This window comes from Chloroflexus sp., assembly GCF_034431535.1.
In the GTDB taxonomy this organism is placed as follows: domain Bacteria; phylum Chloroflexota; class Chloroflexia; order Chloroflexales; family Chloroflexaceae; genus Chloroflexus.
In genome coordinates this window covers 45,821-70,699 of the sequence record NZ_DAOUDC010000001.1, presented here as the reverse complement: position 1 = coordinate 70,699, position 24,879 = coordinate 45,821, and the positions used below count along the sequence as shown (strand labels likewise).

The 24,879-nt window shown below is 60.4% G+C and carries 22 protein-coding genes; 3 read left to right on the top strand and 19 right to left on the bottom strand.

What is annotated here, in order from left to right:
- Positions 1–85 precede the first annotated feature (85 nt).
- Together U9R61_RS00310 and U9R61_RS00305 are read left to right on the top strand one after the other, a co-directional pair.
- Complete coding sequence (locus U9R61_RS00310) at positions 86–718, top strand: cupin domain-containing protein (protein WP_322486833.1); 633 nt, start codon at positions 86–88, stop codon at positions 716–718.
- A gap of 17 nt (positions 719–735) precedes the next feature.
- Positions 736–1,128, top strand: a complete 393-nt coding sequence (locus U9R61_RS00305) for a hypothetical protein (protein ID WP_322486832.1) — start codon at positions 736–738, stop codon at positions 1,126–1,128.
- Between the two features lie 152 nt (positions 1,129–1,280).
- Here U9R61_RS00305 and U9R61_RS00300 read toward each other — a convergent pair whose 3' ends face one another.
- The 6 genes from U9R61_RS00300 to U9R61_RS00275 all read right to left on the bottom strand — a co-directional run bounded on the left by U9R61_RS00300 (position 1,281) and on the right by U9R61_RS00275 (position 6,369).
- Positions 1,281–2,111 (bottom strand): DUF2085 domain-containing protein, encoded by an 831-nt coding sequence (locus tag U9R61_RS00300; protein WP_322486831.1) that lies wholly within the window; start codon positions 2,109–2,111, stop codon positions 1,281–1,283.
- 15 nt (positions 2,112–2,126) lie between these two features.
- Positions 2,127–2,606, bottom strand: a complete 480-nt coding sequence (locus tag U9R61_RS00295; protein ID WP_322486830.1) for a metallophosphoesterase family protein — start codon at positions 2,604–2,606, stop codon at positions 2,127–2,129.
- A gap of 113 nt (positions 2,607–2,719) precedes the next feature.
- Positions 2,720–3,154 carry a low molecular weight phosphatase family protein gene (locus U9R61_RS00290; RefSeq protein ID WP_322486829.1) on the bottom strand — a complete coding sequence of 145 codons (435 nt, stop codon included), beginning with the start codon at positions 3,152–3,154 and terminating at the stop codon, positions 2,720–2,722.
- Positions 3,155–3,253: 99 nt separating this feature from the next.
- A complete protein-coding gene (locus U9R61_RS00285) occupies positions 3,254–4,363 on the bottom strand; it encodes a C45 family peptidase (protein WP_322486828.1) in 1,110 nt (369 codons plus the stop codon).
- Positions 4,360–5,331, bottom strand: a complete 972-nt coding sequence (locus tag U9R61_RS00280) for a GNAT family N-acetyltransferase (RefSeq protein ID WP_322486827.1) — start codon at positions 5,329–5,331, stop codon at positions 4,360–4,362. The genes U9R61_RS00285 and U9R61_RS00280 overlap by 4 nt, the downstream gene beginning before the upstream one ends.
- A 57-nt stretch (positions 5,332–5,388) precedes the next feature.
- The gene (locus U9R61_RS00275) at positions 5,389–6,369 is read right to left on the bottom strand and encodes a GNAT family N-acetyltransferase (RefSeq protein ID WP_322486826.1); all 981 of its coding nucleotides are present in this window, start codon (positions 6,367–6,369) and stop codon (positions 5,389–5,391) included.
- 168 nt (positions 6,370–6,537) lie between these two features.
- On the opposite strand from U9R61_RS00275, the gene U9R61_RS00270 reads away from it, so the two are divergent.
- The gene (locus tag U9R61_RS00270) at positions 6,538–7,221 is read left to right on the top strand and encodes an HAD family hydrolase (protein WP_322486825.1); all 684 of its coding nucleotides are present in this window, start codon (positions 6,538–6,540) and stop codon (positions 7,219–7,221) included.
- Positions 7,222–7,341: 120 nt separating this feature from the next.
- Here the strand turns inward: U9R61_RS00270 and U9R61_RS00265 are convergent, their stop codons facing one another.
- The 13 genes from U9R61_RS00265 to U9R61_RS00205 form a co-directional block, all read right to left on the bottom strand.
- Positions 7,342–7,707, bottom strand: a complete 366-nt coding sequence (locus tag U9R61_RS00265) for a cytochrome C oxidase subunit IV family protein (protein WP_322486824.1) — start codon at positions 7,705–7,707, stop codon at positions 7,342–7,344.
- A gap of 9 nt (positions 7,708–7,716) precedes the next feature.
- A complete protein-coding gene (locus tag U9R61_RS00260) occupies positions 7,717–8,487 on the bottom strand; it encodes a cytochrome c oxidase subunit 3 family protein (protein WP_322486823.1) in 771 nt (256 codons plus the stop codon).
- A 114-nt stretch (positions 8,488–8,601) separates the two neighbouring features.
- Positions 8,602–10,260 (bottom strand): cytochrome c oxidase subunit I, encoded by a 1,659-nt coding sequence (ctaD, locus tag U9R61_RS00255; protein WP_322486822.1) that lies wholly within the window; start codon positions 10,258–10,260, stop codon positions 8,602–8,604.
- 4 nt (positions 10,261–10,264) lie between these two features.
- Positions 10,265–11,257, bottom strand: coding sequence for a cytochrome c oxidase subunit II (coxB, locus tag U9R61_RS00250; RefSeq protein WP_322486821.1), 993 nt, complete (start codon positions 11,255–11,257; stop codon positions 10,265–10,267).
- Positions 11,258–11,302: 45 nt separating this feature from the next.
- Positions 11,303–12,142, bottom strand: a complete 840-nt coding sequence (locus U9R61_RS00245; protein WP_322486820.1) for an SCO family protein — start codon at positions 12,140–12,142, stop codon at positions 11,303–11,305.
- Between the two features lie 28 nt (positions 12,143–12,170).
- Positions 12,171–12,575, bottom strand: a complete 405-nt coding sequence (locus U9R61_RS00240) for a hypothetical protein (protein WP_322486819.1) — start codon at positions 12,573–12,575, stop codon at positions 12,171–12,173.
- Between the two features lie 13 nt (positions 12,576–12,588).
- A complete protein-coding gene (locus U9R61_RS00235) occupies positions 12,589–13,251 on the bottom strand; it encodes a cytochrome c3 family protein (RefSeq protein WP_322486818.1) in 663 nt (220 codons plus the stop codon).
- Positions 13,252–13,275: 24 nt separating this feature from the next.
- Complete coding sequence (locus U9R61_RS00230) at positions 13,276–13,881, bottom strand: cytochrome c (RefSeq protein ID WP_322486817.1); 606 nt, start codon at positions 13,879–13,881, stop codon at positions 13,276–13,278.
- A gap of 46 nt (positions 13,882–13,927) precedes the next feature.
- Positions 13,928–17,035 (bottom strand): TAT-variant-translocated molybdopterin oxidoreductase, encoded by a 3,108-nt coding sequence (locus tag U9R61_RS00225; protein WP_322486816.1) that lies wholly within the window; start codon positions 17,033–17,035, stop codon positions 13,928–13,930.
- A gap of 374 nt (positions 17,036–17,409) precedes the next feature.
- Positions 17,410–18,813 (bottom strand): (Fe-S)-binding protein, encoded by a 1,404-nt coding sequence (locus tag U9R61_RS00220; RefSeq protein ID WP_322486815.1) that lies wholly within the window; start codon positions 18,811–18,813, stop codon positions 17,410–17,412.
- 18 nt (positions 18,814–18,831) lie between these two features.
- On the bottom strand, positions 18,832–21,462 hold the full coding sequence (locus U9R61_RS00215) for an FAD-binding oxidoreductase (protein WP_322486814.1): 2,631 nt from the start codon (positions 21,460–21,462) through the stop codon (positions 18,832–18,834).
- A 339-nt stretch (positions 21,463–21,801) separates the two neighbouring features.
- Positions 21,802–23,094: an FAD-binding oxidoreductase gene (locus U9R61_RS00210; RefSeq protein ID WP_322486813.1), complete on the bottom strand. Its 1,293-nt coding sequence runs from the start codon at positions 23,092–23,094 to the stop codon at positions 21,802–21,804.
- Between the two features lie 4 nt (positions 23,095–23,098).
- Entirely contained in the window at positions 23,099–24,547 is a 1,449-nt protein-coding gene (locus U9R61_RS00205; protein ID WP_322486812.1) for an FAD-binding oxidoreductase, read from the bottom strand.
- Positions 24,548–24,879: the final 332 nt, after the last annotated feature.

Here is a 24,879-nt window from a genome sequence, read left to right as displayed (position 1 = left end):
AGAACGCAACCAATTTAATGGGTGACTAATCGTAAATTAGTCTTATAATAATGAACAGATCAAGCGCAACCGGAAGGAGAGAGCCGTGCGTTCTGAGGTCGAACGTACCAGTATTACCCACGGCATCGGTGAAGAGGCGAGCGTTGATGTTGGCAATCGTCTGCGCGCTCTGCGCGAGCAGCGCCGGATGTCGATCCGCACACTGGCCGAAGCGAGCGGGTTGGCCGTCAATACGCTCAGCCTGATCGAAAATGGCCGCACCTCACCGAGCGTCAGCACGCTTCAGCGCCTCGCCATGACGCTGCAAGTGCCGATTAGCGCCTTTTTTACGCCTGATGTGCCCCAACAGCGCGTTGTCTTCACCTCTGCTGGTCAGGCGACAGCGACCCTCTTCCCGCACGGCGCGCTCACCGATTTAGCGCCCGGCTTGGTCAACCGTACTCTCGAACCGCTGTTGCTCACCCTCGATCCCGGCGCCGGCAGCGGTCCTGAGTCGATTGTCCATACCGGCCAAGAGTTTGTGTTTGGGTTGAGTGGCAACATCCTTTATACCGTCGCCGATCATACCTACACCATCGGCCCCGGTGATAGCCTGTTGTTCGAGGCGGTGTTGCCCCACCGCTGGCACAATCCTGGCCATGCCCCGGCCCAAGCGTTGTTGGTCTTATGCCCGCTCGAATTACCGCGCAGCGCTCTCGAGCGCCATAGTCGTGTTTAAGCGAAGGAGTTGGTGGTATGCAGATCCGAACCTTGCATCTGAGTGAAGATGGCGTTAGCCGCACTGATGACGCGATCGCCTTGATCCGCCATGCACCCGGCCAGATTACGCTCAACGATCGAGAGGTGTTGGCGATCCGCCCACTCGACCGCTGCACGCTGGCGCTCGAACTGCTCGGCGAAACGCGCTATCTAGCTTCAGCCGATTACTGGCACGCCCTCTTCGGCCAGCGTACTGCCGAAGCGCGCGAAGCTGGCTGTCTGCTCGGCCATCTCGATAGCCTTGCGATCGCCGCCAATCGCGTACTCGAAACGGTCGCCGGCCTCGATCAGCTCCCGCCTGAGGCGCGAGTCGCTCTTGACAATCTACGCACTGCACTAAACGACCTGAAGGTGACGATGCCGCGGTGAAGGTATGCTCAATGAGCCAGTAGTGCGGCTGTGGCTAAGCCGCACTACTGGCTTGTTATGACCCGGTGCGCCTACTCGCCCCCGGCGCGCGGGCCGCTGGCCCGCTCTATCACTGCTCAGTGTGGAGCCGCACAGCCGGCTTTACACGAGGGCTACTCTGGGATCAGTGGCGGCGGCAGCAAGCCTGATACCTCTAACCCGATTTTCCAGCGCGCCAGCACGGCCAGCAACAGCAACGCCACGATAAACCCGGCTAGCGCCGGCAAGGCTAATTGCCGCACGTGCCGCACCCGCCCGCTCAGGCCGGCGAAGGCGCTGATCGGTAGCGCCACAGCAAAGGTCATCACTCCCGTCACCCCAATCACGCTGAGCAAGACCAGCGGCCATGCCAACACCGCTTGGTTGGCGGCGATCGCTGCCACCAAAAGACCCAACGCGCCGATCACGACCCCCAGATCGCGCCAGCTCCCGATGGGCGCTTGCTCGGCAGCCAGCAGATCGGGCGGTAGAAAGGTATGATTGGCGACCAATAACAGCCCTACTGCCAATGCCGCACCAAACCCCAGCCCGGTCACAAGGCGCAGATCGTCGCGCGGCGGGTACGCTGGCGGAAAACCCAGCTCGGCAACGGTTGAATTCAGCCCATCAATTCCCATCACCGCCATCAGGCCAATCAGCGTCAAGCCGATCGGCAACGGCGGCAACCTCCCCGCCCGCATCCTCCCCAATGCTGCCATCACCCCCAACGTCACCATCAGCCCAAGATAGATGCCGCTATCGCGAGCGCAGAGCGGAAACTGTACTCTACTCACGATCAAGTTGTGGCTTTGTGCGCAGATGCCATGCACCGCAAAGAAAAGCTGTCGCTCCCAATCCAATGCCGTTGCAATCGTCGGGAGCAACGCGAACAGGATGATGAAACCAAGCCCTGCAACCGGCCCGCGCCAGCCGATTCTGCGCTGTACTGTTGTGGTTGGAGCCATAACGCCCTCTCACCCTCATCTCTCCAACTCGATAATCGCTACGCTCGCTTGGCCATTGGCCACCGTCAACCGCGCCACCGACAACCCCGCCCCCCGCGGCACACCAGCAGTGCCCGGATTGAGAAAGAGTACCCCATTGTACATTTCGTACAATGGCCGGTGGCTATGGCCGAAAATATAGACCTGCGGTGCCCGGCCATCAGCCGTCTTCGGTAACGATTGCACAAGATGGCGGGGCTGGCCGCCAATGTGGGTCAGATAGATCACAACTCCCTCGCGCTCGATCCAGCGGTGCGCCGGGTAAGCGCGAGTCAGCGTCATTCCCTCATCGGTGTTGCCATGAATGGCCAATACCGGCGCAATGGTCGCGAGCCGGTCGAGAATGGCTTCATGGCCAATATCGCCAGCATGCAAGATCAGCTCAACCCCGGCTAATGCTGTTAGCGCCGCCGGCCCCAGCCGGCCATGCGTATCCGAAACGACGCCGATCTCCATAGGTTCCCTCACGTGTGGTAGCCGGCACACCTTGCGTGCGTCGAGTGCCAGTACGCTCGTCCTCTCGCCTTACGGATAGCGACACGTTGCTGCCCTCTCACAACCGCCCACGCCTAACCCGCAGGTTGCCAACGGCCCAATTCTGCCACTAATTCTGCTACTCCCGCCTCGATCCGGCGAAACGCCTCACCGGCGGGCAAGAAGGGTATGTCGGGTGTTTGCCAGTAACGGATTTGATCCACCCACCCCGGAAAGCGTTGTTGCATCAGCGGGCGATGCTCGCGCTCATCCAAGGCTATCGCCACGGCCGCTCGCCGCAGATCGGGTTCGGTCAAGGTTATTGGTGGCCGGATTTCGGATGGCGGCGGAAAGCCGCGTTGTTGTAATTGCACCAGAACGTTGGGCCAGATCGGCCCCTGATTGGAAGCCGAGAGCCGCAACCCACGCGAATCGGCTTGCCAACCCGGTACGCGCATGGCGTTGAACAGCAGCTCGGCGTAGCGGCTGCGGTAGTAGTTGCCGGTGCAGATAAAGAGAACCGTGCGCATTGGTTGTCCTTGCCTCGTGCAGATGATAGTTTGCGCGAGACTGAGAAAAACAACGCATTGACAATCGTCTATGCCAACTAAATCTGCCTTCTCGCCGCGCTACGATGCCTCCGCCCCAGCCGCCAACCGGTACTGCACATATTCGCGCTCGCATGGCGGCCCCTCAGTAGCATACAACGTTTGAGCCGTCACATCCATGATGATCGAAGCGACCGATTCGTAATATTCATCGGGCGAATCGGCGGGATCAATGTGGAAACAGACCGAATAAGGAAGGCGATCATGGTCGCGCAATGCCGCTTGCACGCGCGCCAGCGATTGCGGACGCGGCGCCAGCAGCGCTTGCAAGCGCGCTTGCCGCCATCGCGAATGCGGCACCCGCTCGATCGCGCGTTCGACAATGTCCAAGGCCGCCGGGTCGTTGAAGTGGTTGGAGTGGATCAGGCAACCGCCGGCACACCCGCTCACGGCCACCGTTTCCGGCGCCGCCTCGATATTGATTACCTGATCGGGTGTTTGAGCAATGAGAAAATTGGCCGAACCGGCCCGCGCTTCCGCCGTGATCACCGCCTGCGCCTCGGCGAGGGTACGCGCGCGCAAGACTTCGTAACAGCGCACGTGAAACGGTCGCCGCAGGCTGGCACAATCGTCAGCCGTACTGCTAAGACCGTTAATCAACAATGCCAACCCCGCCGAGTTCAGACCGATCTTGCCGCCAAAAATGCCGGCTTCGGTAAAGGCCAGCGTGCGCAGGCCGTCAGGTTCAACCGTCGCCACAATCGCGCCGCGCACGCCGGTGATCCAATCCCAGTTTTCGCCTGCCAGCAGATGGCCATCGCTTGTCGCAGAGGGCAAGAGGGCAAACGCCGTACATCCGTCAGGCTTGGCGGGCGGACGATCATACTCGCGGAAATATTGGTAAAACAGTTCGTAGCGCACATTCAACGCCGCAATCGCCGCCAGCTCTATCCCCGCGCCGTCGGCAATTCCACGCATCCCGGCGGCATACTCCGGGTTTTGCCCGGCAATCGCGTCCGCATACCGCAGAGCGCGCCGCCAAACTTCATCGAGCGACATGCGCAATTCGCGCTCGAAGCGCGCGGTATAAATACGCAGGTTGGCAGCAATTGCCTCGCGCAAGACCCGCCCGTGCTGCCAACCCTGTGTGTAAGCATCGCCTGCTAACTCAACCAACGGCAACCCGTTCACGTCACCTCCTTGACCTGTTCACGCCGGCGCAGCACGATCCACACCGGCCCGCGTTGAAAGCCTAACCGTTGATTAATCTGCCACATCGGCTGATTGGTGCTGTCGTTGTCGGTACGGATCCCAGTCACACCCATCGCTTGGGCATACGCAATCGTACACAACTTCAGCGCCAGCGCAATCCCACGCCCGCGATAGTCGCGCCGCACTGCTGTAAAGCCCACTTCCAGATCGGTCTCATTATCGATCGTTTCGAGGGTGCTTATCCCGACCACCTGCCTATCAGCTATCGCCGCAAAACTGCCTTCCCACACCGCGCCATTGCAAGGCTGGTAGAGTTTGAGCCACTGCTCGTAGGCGGGAATGGCTACTGGAAAGGCTGACGGTACGTCGCGGGTGGTTTGCTGTTCAAATGCGTACAACTTGCGCCAGAAGCCGGCATCGGTAGCGGCGAGAACAGCAAAGCTGCGGATGTCAATCTGCTGCGCTGTCACCCGCTCGATCGCGCCGCTGAAGAGAGTGGGATCAAAGCTCGCCACCTCAAGGCGCGAGAGCCACACCCGCCGGTCTTCCTGAAAACCGCGCCGCACCGCAAAGGCAAACCCGGCCTGCCAATCTCCGCGCACTTTTGCCAACACGTGGCGCGGTTGCAACGGCTGCCACGCCTGCTGCACATGCTGCCAGAGCGTCGCGCCCAATCCGCGTCCTTGATACGCCGGATGCACGTAGACCAACGTTTCAATATGGTACGGATCGGCACACCACGTCGGCTGATAATATTCGGCATAACCTGCCGCAACGCCATCAATTTCGCCAATCGCCCGGTAGAGGGCCAATTGCGGGTTGTGCAACTCATCGCGAATCCGCCACTCCGCCGCATTGAGCGGTGCATCTGGCACGAGCGCGCCGTACACCGTCGCCATCGCATGATAATCGGTTTCATCCCGCCGAAAGGGTCGAATCGTCATCATAAACAAATATTACCCCTCCTCGGAGGGACAGTGCGCTGCACTGTCCCTCCGTTTCCCTTACCCCACATCCTTCACGAATTCGATCCACGCCGGTTGCTTCACGAACCCCAACGCTTCGTTAATGCTCAACATAGCCCGGTTGGTGGTCGCGTTATAGGTGCGCACCTCGCGGTAGCCGGCGGCTTTGGCGAAGTTCAACGCATGCACCTTCAGCGCTAGCGCCAACCCGCGCCGCCGATAATGCCGTCGCGTAGCGGTAATGCCAGTCATCAACACATCCGGCTCAGCATGCTTCCAGAGCTGGCTCACCGCCGCGATCTCATCCCTGTCGAGCGCCAAGAAATAGCCTTCCGGGTAGAGGTGCGGATTATCAAACACCGTCCGTTCCCACGTTGCCCTATCAACCGGCGTGAACGGTTCGGGTTGCGGCACATCGGCCCGCATCTCGATCATCGCCTCGTAGAGGCGCTGGCGGGCATCAGGCAGGTGTGCCAGCCACTCGTTGAGGTTGCATATCGTAAACCCTTGCGTAACGGCGCGCGCCGACGCCTCGGCAAACCGAGCCGGGTCAAACGTGCGCAGGTCAAGCCGCGACTCCCACGTGCGCATCTCTTCACGAAAGCCGCGATCGGTGAGAAAGCGCACGCTGCGCGCCTGATCTTCGCGGCAGTTGCTCCGCACCTGCAATGGCTGATGCCGTTCGGTCAGCTCGCGCATCAGTTCATCATAACAATAGCTGCCAAGCCCCCGCCCTTGCGATTCAGGCAGCACCGCGATGCTGATAAAGAATTTGCGCGGGTGGTACATCCACGTGGCATGAAAATACTCAGCCGCCGCCACCACCGTCTCGCCCACCTCTGCCAGCCAACGCGCTATCACGGAATGGGCAGGACGGATCGCATCCCAATGTTGAATCTCTTCCGCTGTTTCGTGGCTATCAGGAAAAGCTGCCTGAGCAATCGCCGCCAGCGCAGCGTAATCGGCTGCCGAACCAGCGAACGGTCTCAGACGCACCGCTTCTGCAATATTACTGAGCATATCCAGTCCTCCGGGGTAAAGCTGCGCCATATTCATCGTAACCGATCCAGCCGGCGCCTGCCATCAGCCCAGAGGCGCAATTGCTCCCACCAACACCATGGTATGATAATACGGAGAGCCGCACGGCCGTGCGGCTCTAACCTATGGTTCACCAACAAGGATCTATGCATGCCCATTCGCGCCCTGATCTTCGATTTCGATGGCCTAATGGTCGATACCGAAACCCCAGCCTTGCAGAGCTGGCAAGAACTATATGCCGAATACGGCGTTACCCTGAATGTTCACGATTGGGCGGCGACGCTAGGGGCAAATGCCGGTTTTGACGCCCATGCCCATCTGGTCAGCCTGCTCCGTGAGCGCGACCCCTTAGTGGCCGAGCGCGTCATCACTGAACGCGAAGCGATTCTGGCCCGCCGGCAAGCGCGCAAAGATGCGCTTAGCGCCGATCAGCCGCTCTTGCCCGGCGTCGCCGAGTTACTGGCCGAAGCGCGCGCCGCCGGCCTGCCATGCGCTGTCGCCAGTAGCAGCAGCCGGCGTTGGGTTGAAGGCTGGCTGCGGCGGCTCGATGTGTACCACGCCTTTGCCACGGTTGTAACCGCCGATGATGTGGTCGCTACCAAACCGGCGCCCGATCTGTTTCTGACCGCCGCGGCCCGGCTTGACCTGCCGCCCGCCGCCTGTCTCGTGCTGGAAGACTCGCCGAACGGCATCCGCGCCGCCCGCGCGGCCGGCTGCCCGGTGGTCGCCATCCCCGGCGCAATTTCGGGGCAGGTTCCCTTACCGCCCGCCGATCTCACCCTGCCGAGCCTCGCTCATACCAGCCTTGCTGCGCTGCGGCAACGGTTTGGGTAGATAGCGGGCCGAGAGCGGGTTGTCAGAGAGATAGTAAGGGCGGGTTTCAAACCCACCGTTACATCTGACCTGACACCCGCCCTGACTACTCGATATAGCGTCGCGTCGATCCCGCTCTGCCTACGACAGCGGCCCGGCTTGCGGCGGCCAGCCGCGGGCCACATAATCACCCATTGTAATCACAAACAGAATGATCAACCAGACAAACGCGCCGGCAGCGTAGACTTGCGTCATCCGGCTGCTGATCTTGACATGCATAAAGTAGAGCACAATCAAGACCGTCTTGGCAATCGCGATCGACATTGCAATCGTTACCGCCAGCCATCCCGGTATCTCAAGCAGGTTTTTCTCAACCCACCACGCGGCGACAGTCAACACCATCAACACCATCAGCGCCGCAAAGACGCGGTAATAGGTTCCCCGCGAAATATGGGTATGCTTATCGCCGTGGTGATGCGCATGAGCATGTGTGTGCTGTTCGGCCATCGCGCCCTCCTAAACCAGATAGAACAGTGGGAAGAGAAAGACCCAGATGATGTCGATCAAGTGCCAATAGAGACCGCCAATCTCAACCGGCGTGAAGTAGGTTGGCGAGAAGCGATCACGCAAGGTCATCACCAAGATCGTTGTCATCACCCCCAGACCGATGATCATGTGGATCGCGTGCAAGCCGGTTGCGCTGAAGTAGAGCAAGAAAAAGAGCTGGTGGCCCGATTGCGCCATCGTCTTTGCCACACCGTGCCCGCTGCTCGCCGCGCCGTGCTCATCAGGGAACATAAACCCGCGGCCCGGCACCAAACACTCGTGGCTCTCATGCAGGTCGCTGCCAGTAATCCAGCCAATCGGATCCTTCGCGCCGGCGCAGTGCGCAAATTTCTCACCATATTCATAGGCCTTAATGCCAAGGAAGGTAAGACCTAGCACGATAGTGAGCACCAGCATCGTGATCAGGCGCCGCTTCTTCCCCTCTTCAGCGGCATTCACCGCCAGCGCCACCGTCAACGAACTCACCAGCAGCACCACTGTATTGACGGTCGCAAGCGGCGTATTGAGCAGCGCCGCCGATTCTTCCCACGCCTCCGGGAAGGCCCAGCGGTAAGCGATGTAGGCCATAAAGATGCCGCCGAAGAGCATGATTTCGGTGACGAGGAAGGCCCACATGCCCAGCGTAGCCGCCTCTTTCTGCTGCTCCGGCGTCTCGAACTGGTGTTGCAGTTCGGGGCCGTGCATATGCGCATGCGCTTCTTCGTGTGTAATGGTTGCCAACGCTCTCTCCTCTGCGTCCAATTGCGATGTATGTTCTCTGACCAATTGACAAATGGATGCGAATACGGAGCGACGTGTTAGCGTCACGTCGCTCCACTTCATCGCCGGCCTGATTTACAGCGGCGAACCGGGCCGCCACGCCGCCGCGTCGCGCTCAGCCGCTTCCGGCGGATAGGCATACGCTTCTTCGGTCACAATCGGCGTCTTGTCGAAATTGAACGTCGGCGGCGGCGAGGAGGTCTTCCATTCAAGACCGGTCGCGCCCCACGGATTATCACCGGCAATCGCCCCCTTGCGCAACGAGATGCCAAGATAGATCAGCGGCACGATGAAGCCGATCGCCAAAATGCTCGCTCCGGCGGTGCTCATCACGTGCAAGATCTGGAACTCTGGCGGATAGACGTGATAGCGGCGCGGCATGCCCAGATAGCCAAGGATGAACTGCGGGAAGAAGGTCATGTTAAAGCCAACGAAAATGATCAGGGCCGCGATGCTGCCCCAAATCTCGTTGTACATGCGACCGGTCATCTTGGGCCACCAGAAATGGATGCCACCCAAATAGGCCATAATCGTGCCACCAACCATCACATAGTGGAAGTGGGCCACCACAAAGTAGGTATCGGTCACGTGCAGATCAACCGCCGTCACGCCAAGGAAGATGCCGGTCAGCCCGCCGATCACGAACAGACCGATAAAGCCAAGCGCGTAGAGCATCGGCGTACGATAGCTGATCGAACCCTTGTAGAGCGTCGCCGTCCAGTTAAACACCTTAATCGCCGACGGGATCGCCACCAGCATCGTAATGAACGAGAAGACCAAGCCGGCGTAGACCGACTGGCTGCTGACGAACATGTGGTGGCCCCAGACGAGGAAGCCCAGAATAGCGATCGCAATGCTCGAGAAGGCGATAAACTCGTAGCCGAAAATGCGCTTGCGCGAGAAGGTGCTGATCAGTTCGCTAATCACACCCATTGCCGGCAAGATCATAATATAGACCGCCGGGTGCGAATAGAACCAGAAGAGATGCTGGAAGAGCAGCGGGTCACCGCCGAGCGCCGGATCGTAAATCCCCACACCCCACAACCGCTCCACCACAACCAGCAACAGCGCAATGCCCAACACCGGCGTCGCCAGAATCTGGATGATGCTGGTCGCGTAGTTAGCCCAAATAAAGAGCGGCAGGCGAAACCACGTCAAGCCGGGGGCGCGCATCTTGTGGATGGTGACGATAAAGTTCAAACCGGTCAGAATAGACGAAAAGCCCATAATGAATGCGCCAGTGATCGTCATCACCACATTCGAGTTAGAGTAGGTCGAGCTAAACGGCGTGTAGAACGTCCAGCCGGTATCGACGCCGCCAAAGACGGCGGCGATCAGGGCAAACAGGCCACCGATCATATAGAGATACCAGCTCAGCAGGTTCAGGCGCGGGAAGGCCAGATCACGCGCGCCGAGCATCAGCGGCACCAGAAAGTTACCCAACACCGCCGGGATCGACGGGATCAGGAAGAAGAAGACCATGATCACGCCGTGCAAGGTGAAAGCCCGGTTGTAGACATCGGACGACATCAGATCGCCCTGCGGCGTAATCAACTCGACTCGCACCAGCGTCGCGGCCAACCCGCCGAGCAAGAAGAAGAAGTTGATCGACAACAGATAGAGGATCGCGATCCGCTTGTGATCGACCGTCAACAACCACGACTTCAACCAATCGGCGAAGGTGCGCGAGTTGTCGCGAATATAGCTGCTCTGTGGAAGCGAAAGCGTGCTCATAGGCTCAGTTCCCCGTGTCGGCAAGCGACTTAATGTAGGCGATCAGTTGGTTGAGCTGGTCTTCGGTAATCTGCCCCTGATACAACGGCATCACTGCGGCATAGCCGGCTACTACCTTCGCATTCGGATTGAGGATCGACTCGCGCAGATAATTCTCATCAGCCACCACCGTCGAACCGTCGGCCATCTTTTCGGTCGCGCCATAGAGACCTTGTAAGCTCGGCCCGACGCCGCCGCCAGCCATCGCGTGGCAGCCAAGACAGCCGAGGCTGGTGAACAGACGCGCGCCGGCAGCCGCCATCGGATCGCCGATCGTCGGCGCAACCACCGGCTGGCCGGTATCGATCGTACCGTCAGGTAACACCACCGGGCCGGGGGTCGCCAACCAACTCTCGTAGTCGGCCAGCGACAACGCTACCACTCGTCCGATCATCAGCGAGTGCTCAGTACCGCAATACTCGGCGCAGAAGAGGTGATACTCGCCGGGTTTGGTGGCCTCAAACCACATGATTGTATAGCGACCGGGCAGCACATCTTGCTTAACGCGGAAGGCCGGCACATAGAAGCTATGAATAACATCTTGCGACGTCATGATCAACTTCACTGGCTGGCCAACCGGGACATGCAATTCGTTATTTTCCCGCTTGCCATTCGGATGTTGCACGTGCCACATCCACTGCTTACCGATCACGTACACGTCAAGCGTGCGGGTTGGCGGCGTGCGTATCTGCACATAGAGAAACGCGCCCCAGAAGAAGACCACCATCACCAAGCCCAGTGGGATCAGCGTCCACGTCAACTCTAGTTTCAAATTGGAGTCAACCGGATTGCTGCGATTAACCTTCTGGCTGCGATGATAGCGAACGATCAGATAGAGAATGACAAACGGCAGCACCCCGGCGAAGATCAGGCTCAGGGTCACCAGAAAGAAGTAGAGTTGGTCAACCTGTGTCGCAAAGGTTGACGCCTGATCAGGAAACAACGGAAAATCGCGCATACCTCGTCCTATCTGGGGGCGAAACCGCCCCGGTCGCTACTGCCACTAAGCCGGCGCCGCCTCACGCGGCGGCGGCAGATTGCCGCCGGGAGTCGAGCGGCTTAACATGACAATCATCGTGATAATCCCAATAACCGTGAGCGCCCCGGCAATGCGCAAGATCGTCATAATCGCCGGCGTATAGCTGCCGGAAGCGGGGTCATACTGGTAGCAGAGCAGCAAGAACTGGTCAATCGGATTGCCCACCTTGCCGGCTGAAGCCTCAACGATGCCTAACCGCACGTCCGACACGTTAAACTCAATCCCAAAGAAATAGCGCGCGGTTTTGCCTTCCGGCGTCAGCACCACCATCCCGGCAGCGTGGGCATATTGATCGATCGTTTCGTCGTAGAAGTACTTAAAACCGATCGCGTCTGCTACCCGCCGGATCTGCTCTTCGCCGCCGGTCAGAAAGTGCCAGCCGTTCTCAGCGCCGGGCCGGGCATAACGCTGCATCGTCAACGCTTTCACATTTGCCGCCAACATCGGCGTCTCAAGCGGGTCGATACTAATATTCACCACCTGAAAATCGCGTCCCGCCGTAAGCGTTACCTGTTGCAGCGCCGCCAACACCCCCTCGCGCACAAACGAGCAGAGCATGGGGCATTCGTAGTAGTTCATCACCAGAATGACCGGCTGGCCAGCGGTAAAGAATTGGCCGAGCCGCACCTCAGCCCCCTGCTCGTCAACGAACATGGCATCAAGCGGCACCTGCGACCCCATCCGCTGCTCAAAGCCGACGTTATCGGATGGGTTCGTCTTGCCGCCCTGCGCCAACACCGTTGCCGGCGCTACCAGCAGCACAGCGAGCCACCCAATGAGCACGAACAAAAACCAGTGTCTCATACTTCCTGCTCTCTAGTGATGCAGCGGGTTATTTCACCGCATCCAAGCCATGTTCGAGCAAGAGTTCCATTGCCCGCTCGATCGGAATATGCGCCCGTCCAGCCCGCTCATTCACCCAACCATAACTTTCGAGCCGCTCGGTTGCTTCGGCAATGATCCGATCACCGTCAACCCGTGGATTTTGCTCAAGCCGTGGCGCTGGCGGCAATTGCAATTGCGTCACCTCGTCATTCGAGAGGGTATTGCTCTGATCGGCTACCGGCCCCACCCAAACCACCAACAACACCATCGCCAGCACAAACGCCAACACCATGGTGCCGGCAACCATGACGATCCCCCAAATCACCGGCTGGACGCGCGCGTCGCTGACTTCGTGATTGAGGGCCAAACTCTCAGCAGAAGGGCCTTCACTCTGCGCATGCGCGTGACTCATGATCAACACTCCTCTAGCGGTGGCACACGAAGCAGTTGGTCAACCGGCCATCAGTCGGAATTTGGTACTCTGCCACCAAGCGCTGCCGCTCGGCTAACGATAGCGAGTTGACATCCCACTCCATATTGAAGACCTCTTCACGCGGGCGAATGTAATCTTCCGGCGCGCGATGGCAGCCCAAGCACCATCCCATATAGAGCGGTTGGGCCTTGGCAGCTAACTGTTGCTGGTCAATCCGGCCATGGCACGAACTACAGCCGATCCCTTTAGCTACATGCACCGAATGGTTGAAATAGACAAAATCGGGCAGATCGTAAATCCGGTTCCACACCACCGGCTCACCGGTCTGGTAGCTATCGCGCACCACTGCGAGCAACGGGCTGGTCGTCCACACCTGTGAGTGGCACGACATACAGGTCTCGGTCGCCGGGAAACCGGCCGTTGCCGCCTTCTCGACCGTCGCATGGCAATAGCGACAATCGATCTTCAGCTCACTAACGTGATGCTTGTGGCTAAACGGCACCGGCTGGGCCGGGGCAACCCCGACATCCGTATACCACGGCGAGAGGTAAAACCCGACCATGGCGGCAATGATGCCGACCACCAGCATCACAAGGCCGAAGAGGCTGGCCAGAAAGATCGCGTTGGCATTACGCGGAAAGATTTGGGCAGACATAGGTTGCGTCTCTCGCTCTCTAGCCTAGCGGCCGGCTCTCACTTGTTGCAGCTCAGCCTCGGTCAACAAGACGACATCGGCATTCTGGCTCAATTGCAGGGCACGCACGTACGCAGCGATAGCCCAACGATCCTCAGGCGGGATGCGCGAAGCATAGCTATACATTCTGCCGATGCCGTTCGTGATCACATCAAAGAAATAGCCGATCTGCACCGTGCGCAACCGATCGTTATGCAGACTCGTTACTGTCATAGGGCCGCGATAGGCGATCACGCCATTCCCATCACCGACCAAACCGTGGCACGGCGCACAGAAGGCGTTATAGCGCGATTGGCCGTGGGCGAGCAGCGCGGCATCGAGCTTGATTTCCGGCGGCAATTGATCGGCCAACTGCCCTTCGATCCGCCCGGTCATCAACGGCGAATTGGGATTGTAGCTATTCAACGGCACCGTATTGGCCGGCGGCGGCTGCATGGCCCGGCCATCAGGAAAGAACGAACTCACATCGTTCGGCTTATATTTCGGCTGGTCGTACATATCAACGTGACAGGCGACCAGCAGCAGGCAGAGCGGCAGCCACGCCAGCCGCGCCATACGGGTAAAGATCGATCTGCGAACAGATTGCACCATACGCCCTACTCATTTCTAGCGCCGGCCACACCAAGCCGGCCTGCTGCTACCCTTCGCCATGGCCTCCTGCAATCGCCTCATTGGGATTGCGCACCCGGGCCAGATAGCTCGTGCGCGGCTTGAGATTCAGCTCATCGAAGACGGTATAGTTGTGCGGCTGCTGTTTGATCTGGGCCACCCGACTGTTGGGATCGTTGATATTACCGAAGATAATCGCCTCGGTCGGGCAGACCTGTTGGCAAGCCGTGACAACTTCGCCATCGCGAATGGGGCGATTGCCTTCCACTTTGGCCCTGATCCGCGCCGCGCTAATCCGCTGCACGCAGTAGCTGCACTTCTCCATCACACCCCGGTTGCGCACCGTCACTTCCGGGTTGCGCATCAGCTTCAGGCTCTCGCTGGTCAGGTCACTGTACTGCAAGAAGTTAAACCGGCGCACCTTGAAGGGGCAGTTGTTCGAGCAGTATTTGGTGCCAACACAGCGGTTGTAGACCATATTGTTGATGCCTTCGGCGTCATGCACCGTCGCTGCAACCGGGCAGACCAATTCGCACGGCGCCTGCTCGCATTGAGCGCAGGTCATCGGCATCATGTAGGCTTCAGGGTTATCGAGATCGCTCCCGGCGTAATAGCGATCGATCCGGATCCAGTGCATCTCGCGGCCACGCGCCACTTCCTCTTTGCCGACAATGGGGATATTATTTTCGGCTTGGCAGGCGATCACACAGGCATTGCAGCCGATACACGCCGAGAGATCGATCACCATGCCCCACTGGTTGCCGGTGCTATAATCAAAGCGGGGCAGCAGAGACTGGTACTTCGGCTTCTGTGGCGAACCGTATTTCTCGGTATAGGCCTCTTTGGCAATGTACTTGGGGTCTTCCTTGAAGCGGGCAAATTCCCCGGCCCGCACCACATCACGCCCTTCCAGCGTCCAGTGATCTTGGGTGCTGACCAGCAGATAACGCTCGTTCACAGCGGTTGCGCTCACGCCGGCCACTAGCCACGGATTGGCGCTCTGGCGCAGGCGATAGACATTGAACCCAGCGCCTTCGGCCACTCGCCCACCATGGGTACGGCCATACCCCAGCGTCACCGTAATCGTATCGTCGGCATGGCCGGGCATGATCCAGATCGGCAGCCGCAACGTCCCAACGGGCGTATTCACATCGATCATGCGGCCATTCTCGCCGGCCAATCGCTCAAGCGCCTGATCGCGCGCCCGGCCGGGAGCAGCGAGGCTAGCCGGGTCAAAGGGCAGATTCAGCAAGCGGATCGCGGTACGCGGGCTGACCAGCGCGGCGTTATCCCACGTCAGCTTAGTCATCGGACGGGGCAGCTCTTGCAGCCAGCCATTATTGGCAAAGCGACCATCCCAGATCGCCGGATCGGGGCGGAAGATCAGCTCTAGACCTGCCGAGGGCGCCGGCGCTTGCAGACGCAGACCGGGTTGCAAGGTCACGGTCACCGGTGCAAAGCGCGAACCATCGATCACGCCAGCGCTGAGCGCCCGCTTGAAAAAATCGTCGAACGCAGCGCTCTCAAGCCCGGTTTGCTGCTGCCAATAGCCGCGCACGATATCGTAATCAGTCGCACCGATTGACCCATTCACCACCGCCAACAGCTCGTGGGCGGTGCGCGCGCCATAGAGCGGCATAGTCAACGGCTGGATGATGGTGGCCGTACCATCGTAGGCGCGTGCGTCCGACCACGACTCGAGCGGATGGGCAAGCGGGATAAACCACGTCGCCAGCGCCGCTGTCTCGTCTTCGTAGGGATTGAGTACAACGACCTGCTTGGCCAGCCGCATCGCCTCGGCAAAACCCAGATCGGCCGGGGCAGTAAAGGCCGGATTGCTATCGATAATCACCAACAACTCAACGCTACCGGCGCGCAAATCGTTCACTAAGGCCGCCAAATCCTGCGGATCGGACGGCTGGGCGACCGGCTCTGCGTACTCAACGGTCGTGCCGACAGCGCCAAGCTGCCCATTGATCGCGTGGGCAATCGCATGCACCACCGGCGGTTGGGCTTCACCAACCACCACCACTGCCCGATTGCCGGCGCGGCGCAGATCAGCGGCGACGGCAGTAACCCACTGCTGCTGCGCCTCATTGAGGCCAGTGGCCGGTGCAACAGCCGCCACCCCCAACTCGTTGGCTACAGCCGCGGCCAGTTGGCCGATCAAGCCAGACTGCACCGCCAGCCGGTGATCGGCCAGTGCGCCGGTCGGCGAAAAGACCGGCTCGGCGACGTACAACCGGCTCATTGATTCGGCGTTGGCACGGACGCGGCGGCGCTGCATCAGATCGCGGGCGTAGCGCACGCGGCCCGGCCCCTCGCTGACAAAATCGGCATCGAGCGCCACGACCACCTCAGCCTCGGCGAAGTTGTAGCGCGGCTCGTAGGGCGCGCCGAAGGCCAATGCCGCACCCGCATAGGTATTGCTGCGCCCAACCGGATCGTGCTGCACCCAGCGCGCCGCCGGGAAATTCGTCAGCAACTCGGCAATCTGAGCCCGCAACGTCGGCGAAGTGATAGTCGGCGTCAACAACCGCATCCCTTGCCCTTGCAAGGCGCGCTGCACCTGCAACGTCTCGGTAATAGCGGTGACAAAGCTCTGCCATGTGCTCAGCAAGCCGCTCCGGCGCACCGTTTCCGGCCGATCAGGGTCGTAGAGCGCCAGCAACTCAGCTTGGGCAAAGACATCAGTCGCGCCAAGGCTGGCCGGGTGAGCCGGATTGCCTTCGATCTTGATCGGGCGCCCCTCGCGGCTCTTGACCGTCACACCCAAAGCAAATCCGTCGAGCGTCACAGCGGTGGCGTAATAGTTGGGAATACCGGGGATCTGATCGCGCGGCGCGCGCGCGAAGGGTGCCACCTTCTCTTGCGGTTGCTTGATAGCGAACGTACAACCCGACAAACCGGCAAGCGCCAGCGATGCCCCCATCAGCTTGAGGAAGGTGCGGCGCGATACCGGATCGGCCAGCTCGCTCGCGCCCTGCGGAAATTCGCGCGCGACCAGCTCACGGAAGGCAGGGGTATCGACCAATTGGTCGAGCGAACGCCAGAACTGCTTGCCGCGCGCCTGTTGCAATTGGGCGCGCACAGCCTCGATCTCAGGCGCGGCAGGGTGAAGATTGATCTCACTCATTGGCGTGGCCAGACTAGATACGGGGCGGATCCAATAACCCGCACGCAAACTTGTGAATTTGGGCACACTTTATCGCGTTCGATTATAGCAGAAGAACGGCTCGTCAATGCTGCCAGCTTTATATTTCTTGCCTCTACGTTTCGTATCTGTCAGGAATAACAAGCGTTTATCCCTTGTTATCCCGGCAGCTTACCGCACCATTGAGAGCTGCTTGCAAATAGGATGATTCGGCGTTATGACCTGTACAGGCGCGATATTTGTGCCGATTGGTGCAATTATAGTAGCATAGGTTGAAGCGAACGCGCAACATGAACAAGCCCTGTGCAGCATATATTCGGCTGCACAGGGCTGTTAAAAATCACTTGCTTAAATTGTCAGGCAGGGGTTTCAACTTTTCGATACGCGGCATCGAGCAATTCGATAATATAGCGCACCTCGACCTGTTTGCCGCGCCGGCGCAATTCACCGGCCAGTTGCAACGCGCAACCGGGGTTCGCAGTAGCAATAATTTCGGCCCCGGTGGTCAGCGCATTGTCGATCTTGCGCGCGCCAAGGCTCATCGCCATCTCAGGCTGGGTGACGTTGTAGATACCGGCGCTGCCGCAGCACAACGACGACTCAGGCATCTCTTTCAAGGTCAAGCCGGGGATGGCGTTCAGCAACGCCCGTGGTTGAGCGCTGATCCGCTGGGCATGCACAAGGTGGCACGGCTCTTGATAGGTGACGGTGAGGTCAAGCCGGCCCAAAGCGGCCCGGTTCAGCTCAATGCCAGCCAGAAATTCATGCACATCCTTGATTTTGGCGCTAAAGTGTTCGGCCCGTTCGCGCCACGCCGGATCGTCGTGCAAGAGATGGCCATACTCTTTGAGCGTACTGCCACAACCGGCAGCATTGACGATAATGGCGTCCACTCCCAAGCCTTCAAACGCGGCGATGTTCTGCCGGGCCAGCTCGCGCCCGCCGTCGAGATCGCCGCCGTGGGTGTGCAACGCGCCGCAGCAACCTTGATCGGGCGGGATGATCACTTCGCAGCCATTCTTGCGCAACACCCGAATGGTAGCCTCGTGGACATGCGCGAACGCCGTGCTCATAATGCAGCCGGTGAGTAGGGCGACACTATAGCGCCGTTCGCCTTCAGGCGGCAAAATCTGCCCCTGCGGCACGCTGAAGCGGTCGCTAATCGGCGGCAGCATGGCTTCGGTGTCAGCCAAGCCCAACAGCTTGAGAAGGCGGCTCTTGCGGGCCAGCCACTGCGCGCCGCTGCGCTGATAGAGGCGCATCATCGCAGAAAAGAGGCGGAAGACCTCCATCCGCTTAAACAATACCCCAAACACGGCGCCACGCAAAGCGCGCTGCCAGAGCGGGCGCGGCGGCAGTTTCGGCTCCGGCGCGCCGGGGGTGGCCGGCGGGCCAGCCTTGCCAGCGCGGGCCTGCTCGATTTGGGCCCGGCTCGCTTCAAGGATCGCACCGTACTGCACCCCCGACGGGCAGACCGCTTCGCAAGCCCGGCAATTGAGGCAGAGGCTCATCTGCTCTTGAAAAACTTCACTGGCGAGGCTGATGCGACCTTCATCAACCGCCTTCATCAGATAGATCCGGCCTCGCGGCGAAGCCATCTCAAGACCGGTCTCGCGGTAGGTCGGACACGACGAGAGGCACAACCCGCAATGAACGCAGGTATTGATAATGTCAGGGCTGGGTTTATCTTTGGCGCTAAAGCCGATCACGAGCGGAATGACCGGCTGCGATGCGGGTGACGAAGGTTGAGTCACTGTCACAGGCGCTTCTCCTCTGGATTATGAAGGCTGATTGGTAAACCAAAACGCGGCTGGATGCATCCGGCCATAAGGATCAATCGCAACTTTGAGCGCACGCATCCGGTCAAGCGCCACCGGCGACTGGCCCCACACCGGCGCCTGCAGGACGAGCGCAGGCGGGGAGGCGAGCAGGCGAGTATGCGGAAACGCAGCGACCAACTCGGCGTGATAGGCAGCCACCTGCGCCGGATCGCCGGCAACTTGCAGGTAAATGATACCGTTGAGGGCATGGGCGGTCACAGCAACCGTCACCTGCCGGCGCTGGGCAGCTTGCTCGATGGTGTGGAGCGCGGCGGCGAAACGGGCCGGCCAGACGCTCAGTCGTAGTAACGCCTGATCGGCAACCGGCGCATAACGGGTGACGGTCTGGTACCAAAACGCGGCTTCATCGGCAGCGCGGGCAACCGTCACCGTGCCGCCACGCTGCTGGGCCAGCGCCACCGTCTCGCGCAGATGGCGCTCAACCGCCGCCAGATGACCTTCGGCCCGCATGGCCACCACCACGCCATTGCGATCGGCCAGATATTCGACCGCCGTAGGCAACAGCCGCGAGGCAGCCAGCGCGTCGAGCATGGAGCATGCCGTCGCCGCATCGGGCATCTGCGCCAGCAAAGTGGCGCTCGCCGGCGGCTGGGGAAAGAGCCGCAGCGCCACCGCCGTGATCAGACCAAGCGTGCCGGCGCTGCCGACGTAGAGTTTCACTAGATCATAGCCGGTGACATTCTTGACCACCTGCGCGCCAAGCCGCACCAGCTCGCCATCAGGTTCGAGCACATCGAGCGCCAGTACCCAATCACGGAACGAACCGTACCCCAAGCGGCGCGGGCCATCGGTCGCCGTCGCCGCCAGACTGCCAATACTGCGCTGTGGATCAGCAATATCGAGCGGAAGCATCTGGTTATGCGGTGCCAGCAACGCCTGCAACTCGGCCAGCGTGGTACCGGCAGCCACCTTGATCGTCAGATCGTCCGGCTCGTAGAGCAGCGGCCCGTGCCAGCGCAAGGTAGAAACCGTCACCGCGTCTGGCGAACGCGCCGTCGCGCCACCGGTCGGGATCACCGCCACCCCAGCGTGATGGCAAGCGTTGAGCAATTCGGCAGCGGCAGCCGGCGTTTCCGGGGCAACGAATGTACCGGGAGCCAGCGCAACAGCGGCGCGGGCCGAATCATGCTGTTGCAAGCGGGCCGCGCGCGCGGCTGCTAACTCGGCGGGGGTGGTGTCAGCGGGAAAGATCTTGGCTGGGTTGAAACAGCCGGTCGGATTGAAGACCTGATGGATCGTGGCGTGCAACTGCAACTCAGCGGGCGAGAAGAAGCGCGGTAGATATTCGCACTTCTCTAGCCCAATGCCATGCTCACCGCTCACCACACCGCCGTGCTCGATACTGAGTTCAAGCACGCTCGCCGCCAGATCGTGCGCCCGCCGGCGCTGATCAGGGTCACGCGGATCATAGAGCACGAGCGGGTGCAAATTACCATCGCCGGTGTGGGCAACGTTGCACACCTCAAGCCGGTACTCGGCGCGCAACCGCTCGACCTGCTCCATCATCAGTGGCAATTTGGTGCGCGGCACCACCGTATCCACCAGATAGTACGCCGGGGCAAGGCGACCGATCGCACCGGCCACCGACTTCCGCGCCGTCCAGACCCGGGCCTGCGTCGCTGGATCGCGGGCCGGGCGCAGATCGAAGGCGCCGTGCGTGCGGCAGATAGCGATAATCTGATCGAGCTGATCGTCAAGACCATCATTGACGCCATCGACTTCGATAATCAGCGCGGTCGTGCCGGTCGTTTCAGGCAAACCCAGATCATACGCTTGATTCACGGCCCGGATCGCGTTGTGATCCATCAATTCGAGCGAAGTCGGCAGCGAACCGGCGGCGATCACGGCGCTCACCGCTGCTGCTGCCGCCACCACCGACGGGAAGAGAGCCAGCACCACCCGCACCGCTTCGGGCAGCGGTGTCAGACGAACGATCGCCGCCGTCACCACGCCGAGCGTCCCTTCGCTCCCAGCAATGAGACCGGTCAAATCATAGCCAACCGGATCAAGCACGCCATCGCCAGTCCAATAGCGTTGGCCGGTATGATCAACCACCTCGACGGCCAACACGTGATTGCTGGTCACGCCGTACTTGAGGCAATGGGGGCCGCCGGCGTTGGTGGCGATATTGCCGCCGATGGTGCTGGCGCGTTGGGAAGAGGGATCAGGCGCGAACTGGTAGCCACGCGGGGCAAGATAAGCATTCAGATCAGAGTTAACCACACCGGGTTGCACCACTGCCAACCGCGAACGCAGATCGACCGATAGGGTTTTATCCATGCGCGCAGTGCTGATCATCATGCCGCCACGCAACGGGACCGCGCCACCGGCAATGCCGGTGCCAGCGCCGCGGGCTACGATCGGCACGCCAGCGCGGGCCGCCAAGCGCACCGCCTCAGCAGCCTGTTCGGCGGTGGCCGGCAGCACCACCACATCTGGCGGATGCGAGACCAGCATACTGCCATCGGAGTCATACGTCAGCAACGCTTCGGGAGCGACGACAACGGCATCGGCCCCCAGCGCAGCGCGGAGATCATCGATCAAGGTTGCCGGTGTAGCAACAGACACTATAAGATACTCCTTATGCTATGCTCAGCGTTTGTGCCCCTATGTGATAGGTTTGGCCTAACCCAATGGCCGGGTTGTGCGCCCGGCCCTGAAGGGCCGGGCTTTCCTACGAAGCCCGCGGCGCGGGCTGAACGTGCGTTCGGTTGTGTACGTGCTCGCGCACCCAACCCGGCGAGGCCGGCTTTTGTCTCCGGCTTTTCTGGGCCGGGCTAGGGTTGCGAAGCCCGCGCCGCGGGCTGAATGTACGTTCGGTTGTGTACATGCTCGTGCTCCTAGCCCGGCGAGGCGGAGCTAACACAATCGGTTGTGCGGGCGAGAACGTGCGCCGGGTGGTTTCGTTTATCCCGCCTGACCCACCACAAACCGGCCCGGATTGAGCAGATCGGCCGGATCAAACTCCTGCTTGATTCGGCGCATCAGATCAAGGTTCGCGATGCGCGTGCCGAAGGCCGGCAGTTCAGCGATCAAGGCCGGCGGCACAGCGAGCAGCATCGTCTGCGGCGCGGCTTTGAGCAGGGCAGCGTGCCACTCGCGCAAGGCTTCAGCGGAGCCGCGCACGCGCAGATAGGCCACACCGTTCAGCGCGCGCGCCGTGACTTGCAGCGGCAAATTAGCGCGTTGGGCCGCTGCGCGCGCCGCCGCTAACGCATTGCTCAAATCGGCGGGCAAGCAGGTCACGCGCACCACCAGCTCATCAGCGGCGAGCGTTTCCGTCTGCGGCGCATCATTGATCGCATTCCAGAGCTGTTCATGGGCGGCGTCGCGCAGCGGTTCGGTACTGACGCCAGCCTGCTGCGCAAACGCGGTGACATCGCGCACGTGGCGCTCAACCGCCGCCGGCAAACCCTCGCTGCGCACCGCCACAGCACACGGCGCACCGGCGTGCTCAAACCCTTCAAGATACTCGACGGCCACCGGCACCAGTTGGCTGGCGGCAATCGCATTGATCAATTTCCACAGCGGAGCCGACGTCGCGGCGCGACAGAGAATGCTGGCAGCGGCCCGTGGCTGCGGAATCAGCTTGAAATTGGCCGAGGCAATGATCGCCAACGTGCCGAAGCTGCCAAGATAGAGCTTCATCATATCGAAGCCGCTGACATTTTTGACCACCATGCCGCCGGCTTTCGAGATCCGCCCGGTCGCTTCAACCACGCGAATGCCGATCAACAAATCGCGCGCCGAGCCATACCCCAACCGGCGCGGGCCATCCATTGCCGTGGCGAGCAAACCGCCAATCGTTGCCTGCGCCGGCAACGGGCAATCGAACGGCAACATCTGGCCGTTAGCGGCTAGAGCGGCGCTCAGTGCGCCCAAGGTCATCCCAGCCTCGACCGAAATGGTCAAATCGTCAGGGGTATAGTCAAGAATGCGATTCAGACGGCTTGTTTCCATCACCACAAATGGGCGAGCCGGCGGGCGGCCCCACGTCTGCTGAGTGCCGCCACCCCACGGTACGATCGCCACTGGTTCAGCCACGAGACGGGCCACCGTCTGAGCCAACTCTTCGAGTGAACCGGGAGCGACCGTCAGCAAGGGCGCTTGGCCATAGATTTGGCGATCGGCGGGATGCTCACGGACGTACTGTTCACCGCTGATCGCTGCTAAATCGGCGCGTAACAGGGCGAGATTCATGGGCTTATCTCGACTTCAAAACACTCCACGCCACCCCTGACCGGCGCAGGGCAGCCAACTCGCCGCAACCGCGCCCCTTGGGGAACACTTTACCGGGATTAAACAGATCGTGCGGGTCGAAACTCTGGTGCAGACCGGCCATCGCCGCGAGATCATCCGTTGTAAAGAGCAAGGTCATGTAATCTTGCTTCTCAACACCGATGCCATGTTCGCCGCTGATGACGCCGCCGAAATCGATGCTCACCTTCATCACGCCAGTGGCGGCTTCAAGCGCGCGCTGATTTTGCGAGCGATCGCGGCGATCAAAGAGGATAATCGGATGCAAGTTGCCATCGCCAGCATGGAACACATTCGCGATCGGCAAGCGGAACTCGCGCGAAATCCGGCCCACTTCATCCATCGTCTGCGGCAGTTTGGTGCGCGGCACCACCGTATCAACCAAATAGTAGGTCGGCGCAAGGCGACCCATCGCGCCGAAGGCATTCTTGCGCGCCGCCCAAACCTGATTCTGCTCGGCCAAGGTGCGGGCCGGGCGGACATCGATCGCGCCGTTGCGCCAACAGATCGCGGTCACATCGTGCAGCAGCTCATCGAGACCATCTTCGACGCCATCAACCTCGATCAGCAACGCAGCGCCGGCGGCTTCGGGCAGCCCTAACTTGTACATGTCATTGACGGCCTTAATCGCCAGCCGATCCATAATCTCTAGCGCCGCCGGCAACAACCCGCTCGCAATCACTTGGGAGACTGTGTTGGAAGCGCCGGCAATATCGGGGAAGAGCGCCAACACCACCCGCACCGCTTCGGGGAGCCGGGTCAAGCGCAGCCACGCCGCCGTGACAAAACCAATCGTCCCTTCCGAGCCAGTAATCACGCCGGTCAGATCATAGCCGGGGGTATGCGCACTGCCATCACTCGTCCACATAATCGAGCCATCAGGCAGCACAACCTGCACGGCCAGCACGTGGCTGGCGGTAATGCCATACTTCAGACAATGGGGGCCGCCGGAGTTGTTGGCAATATTGCCGCCGACAGTGCAAGCTTTTTGTGACGAGGGATCGGGGGCGAATTGGTAGCCAAAGGGCTTGAGATACTGTGACAACTCCCAATTAATTACACCGGGTTGGCACAGCACGCGACCATTGGCAGTATCAACCTGCAAAATCTTATCCATGCGGGCGGTAGAAATAACAATGCCGCCCTGCATCGGAGTTGCGCCACCCGATAGACCAGTGCCGGCGCCACGCGGCACGATTGGCATACCGGCGCGAGCGGCTAGCCGGACAATCGCTGCCACTTGCTCGGCGCTGGTTGGCAACGCCACCACATGCGGCTCGTGGGTATCCATCACGCAACCGTCGGCATCGTAGGTTAGCAACGCATCAGGTGTGGCAACCACACCGCGCGGGCCAAGGATGCGCTCAAGCTCTGCGATCAGTTCAGCACGGTTCATTCCGTACTCCTGCGGCTAGCGGGCCGCACTTTTGGTTTCGATAGGAGATTCTTTTATAAGTGGACGCTATGTCTTTAGTATACCATGAAATGAGCAGGGATCAGCAGCGCACCGTTCGCGCTGGTTGCGGTAGAGCGGTCAATAGCGGTATGATTGCACGTTTGCAAGCAGCAATCCGTTTTACCGCCGAGCATACACGCACTGCCACCGGTTTGGCCTTCACATCTCGATGGCTAGGCGCGGGTATCTCCCCGTGCCTGTGGATATTGAGTGGCGGACAGAACATCTGATTGAGGACAATGGTTGATCGCTGTACGATGTGTCAAAGCTGA

Bases quoted from the DNA above. Each gene is read 5' to 3' on its own strand.
- U9R61_RS00305 (WP_322486832.1), top strand. From the start codon at position 736: ATGCAGATCCGAACCTTGCATCTGAGTGAAGATGGCGTTAGCCGCACT.
- U9R61_RS00300 (WP_322486831.1), bottom strand. From the start codon at position 2,111: ATGGCTCCAACCACAACAGTACAGCGCAGAATCGGCTGGCGCGGGCCG.
- U9R61_RS00295 (WP_322486830.1), bottom strand. From the start codon at position 2,606: ATGGAGATCGGCGTCGTTTCGGATACGCATGGCCGGCTGGGGCCGGCG.
- U9R61_RS00290 (WP_322486829.1), bottom strand. From the start codon at position 3,154: ATGCGCACGGTTCTCTTTATCTGCACCGGCAACTACTACCGCAGCCGC.
- U9R61_RS00280 (WP_322486827.1), bottom strand. From the start codon at position 5,331: ATGATGACGATTCGACCCTTTCGGCGGGATGAAACCGATTATCATGCG.
- U9R61_RS00275 (WP_322486826.1), bottom strand. From the start codon at position 6,369: ATGCTCAGTAATATTGCAGAAGCGGTGCGTCTGAGACCGTTCGCTGGT.
- U9R61_RS00270 (WP_322486825.1), top strand. From the start codon at position 6,538: ATGCCCATTCGCGCCCTGATCTTCGATTTCGATGGCCTAATGGTCGAT.
- U9R61_RS00265 (WP_322486824.1), bottom strand. From the start codon at position 7,707: ATGGCCGAACAGCACACACATGCTCATGCGCATCACCACGGCGATAAG.
- ctaD (WP_322486822.1), bottom strand. From the start codon at position 10,260: ATGAGCACGCTTTCGCTTCCACAGAGCAGCTATATTCGCGACAACTCG.
- coxB (WP_322486821.1), bottom strand. From the start codon at position 11,257: ATGCGCGATTTTCCGTTGTTTCCTGATCAGGCGTCAACCTTTGCGACA.
- U9R61_RS00245 (WP_322486820.1), bottom strand. From the start codon at position 12,142: ATGAGACACTGGTTTTTGTTCGTGCTCATTGGGTGGCTCGCTGTGCTG.
- U9R61_RS00240 (WP_322486819.1), bottom strand. From the start codon at position 12,575: ATGAGTCACGCGCATGCGCAGAGTGAAGGCCCTTCTGCTGAGAGTTTG.
- U9R61_RS00235 (WP_322486818.1), bottom strand. From the start codon at position 13,251: ATGTCTGCCCAAATCTTTCCGCGTAATGCCAACGCGATCTTTCTGGCC.
- U9R61_RS00230 (WP_322486817.1), bottom strand. From the start codon at position 13,881: ATGGTGCAATCTGTTCGCAGATCGATCTTTACCCGTATGGCGCGGCTG.
- U9R61_RS00225 (WP_322486816.1), bottom strand. From the start codon at position 17,035: ATGAGTGAGATCAATCTTCACCCTGCCGCGCCTGAGATCGAGGCTGTG.
- U9R61_RS00210 (WP_322486813.1), bottom strand. From the start codon at position 23,094: ATGAATCTCGCCCTGTTACGCGCCGATTTAGCAGCGATCAGCGGTGAA.
- U9R61_RS00205 (WP_322486812.1), bottom strand. From the start codon at position 24,547: ATGAACCGTGCTGAACTGATCGCAGAGCTTGAGCGCATCCTTGGCCCG.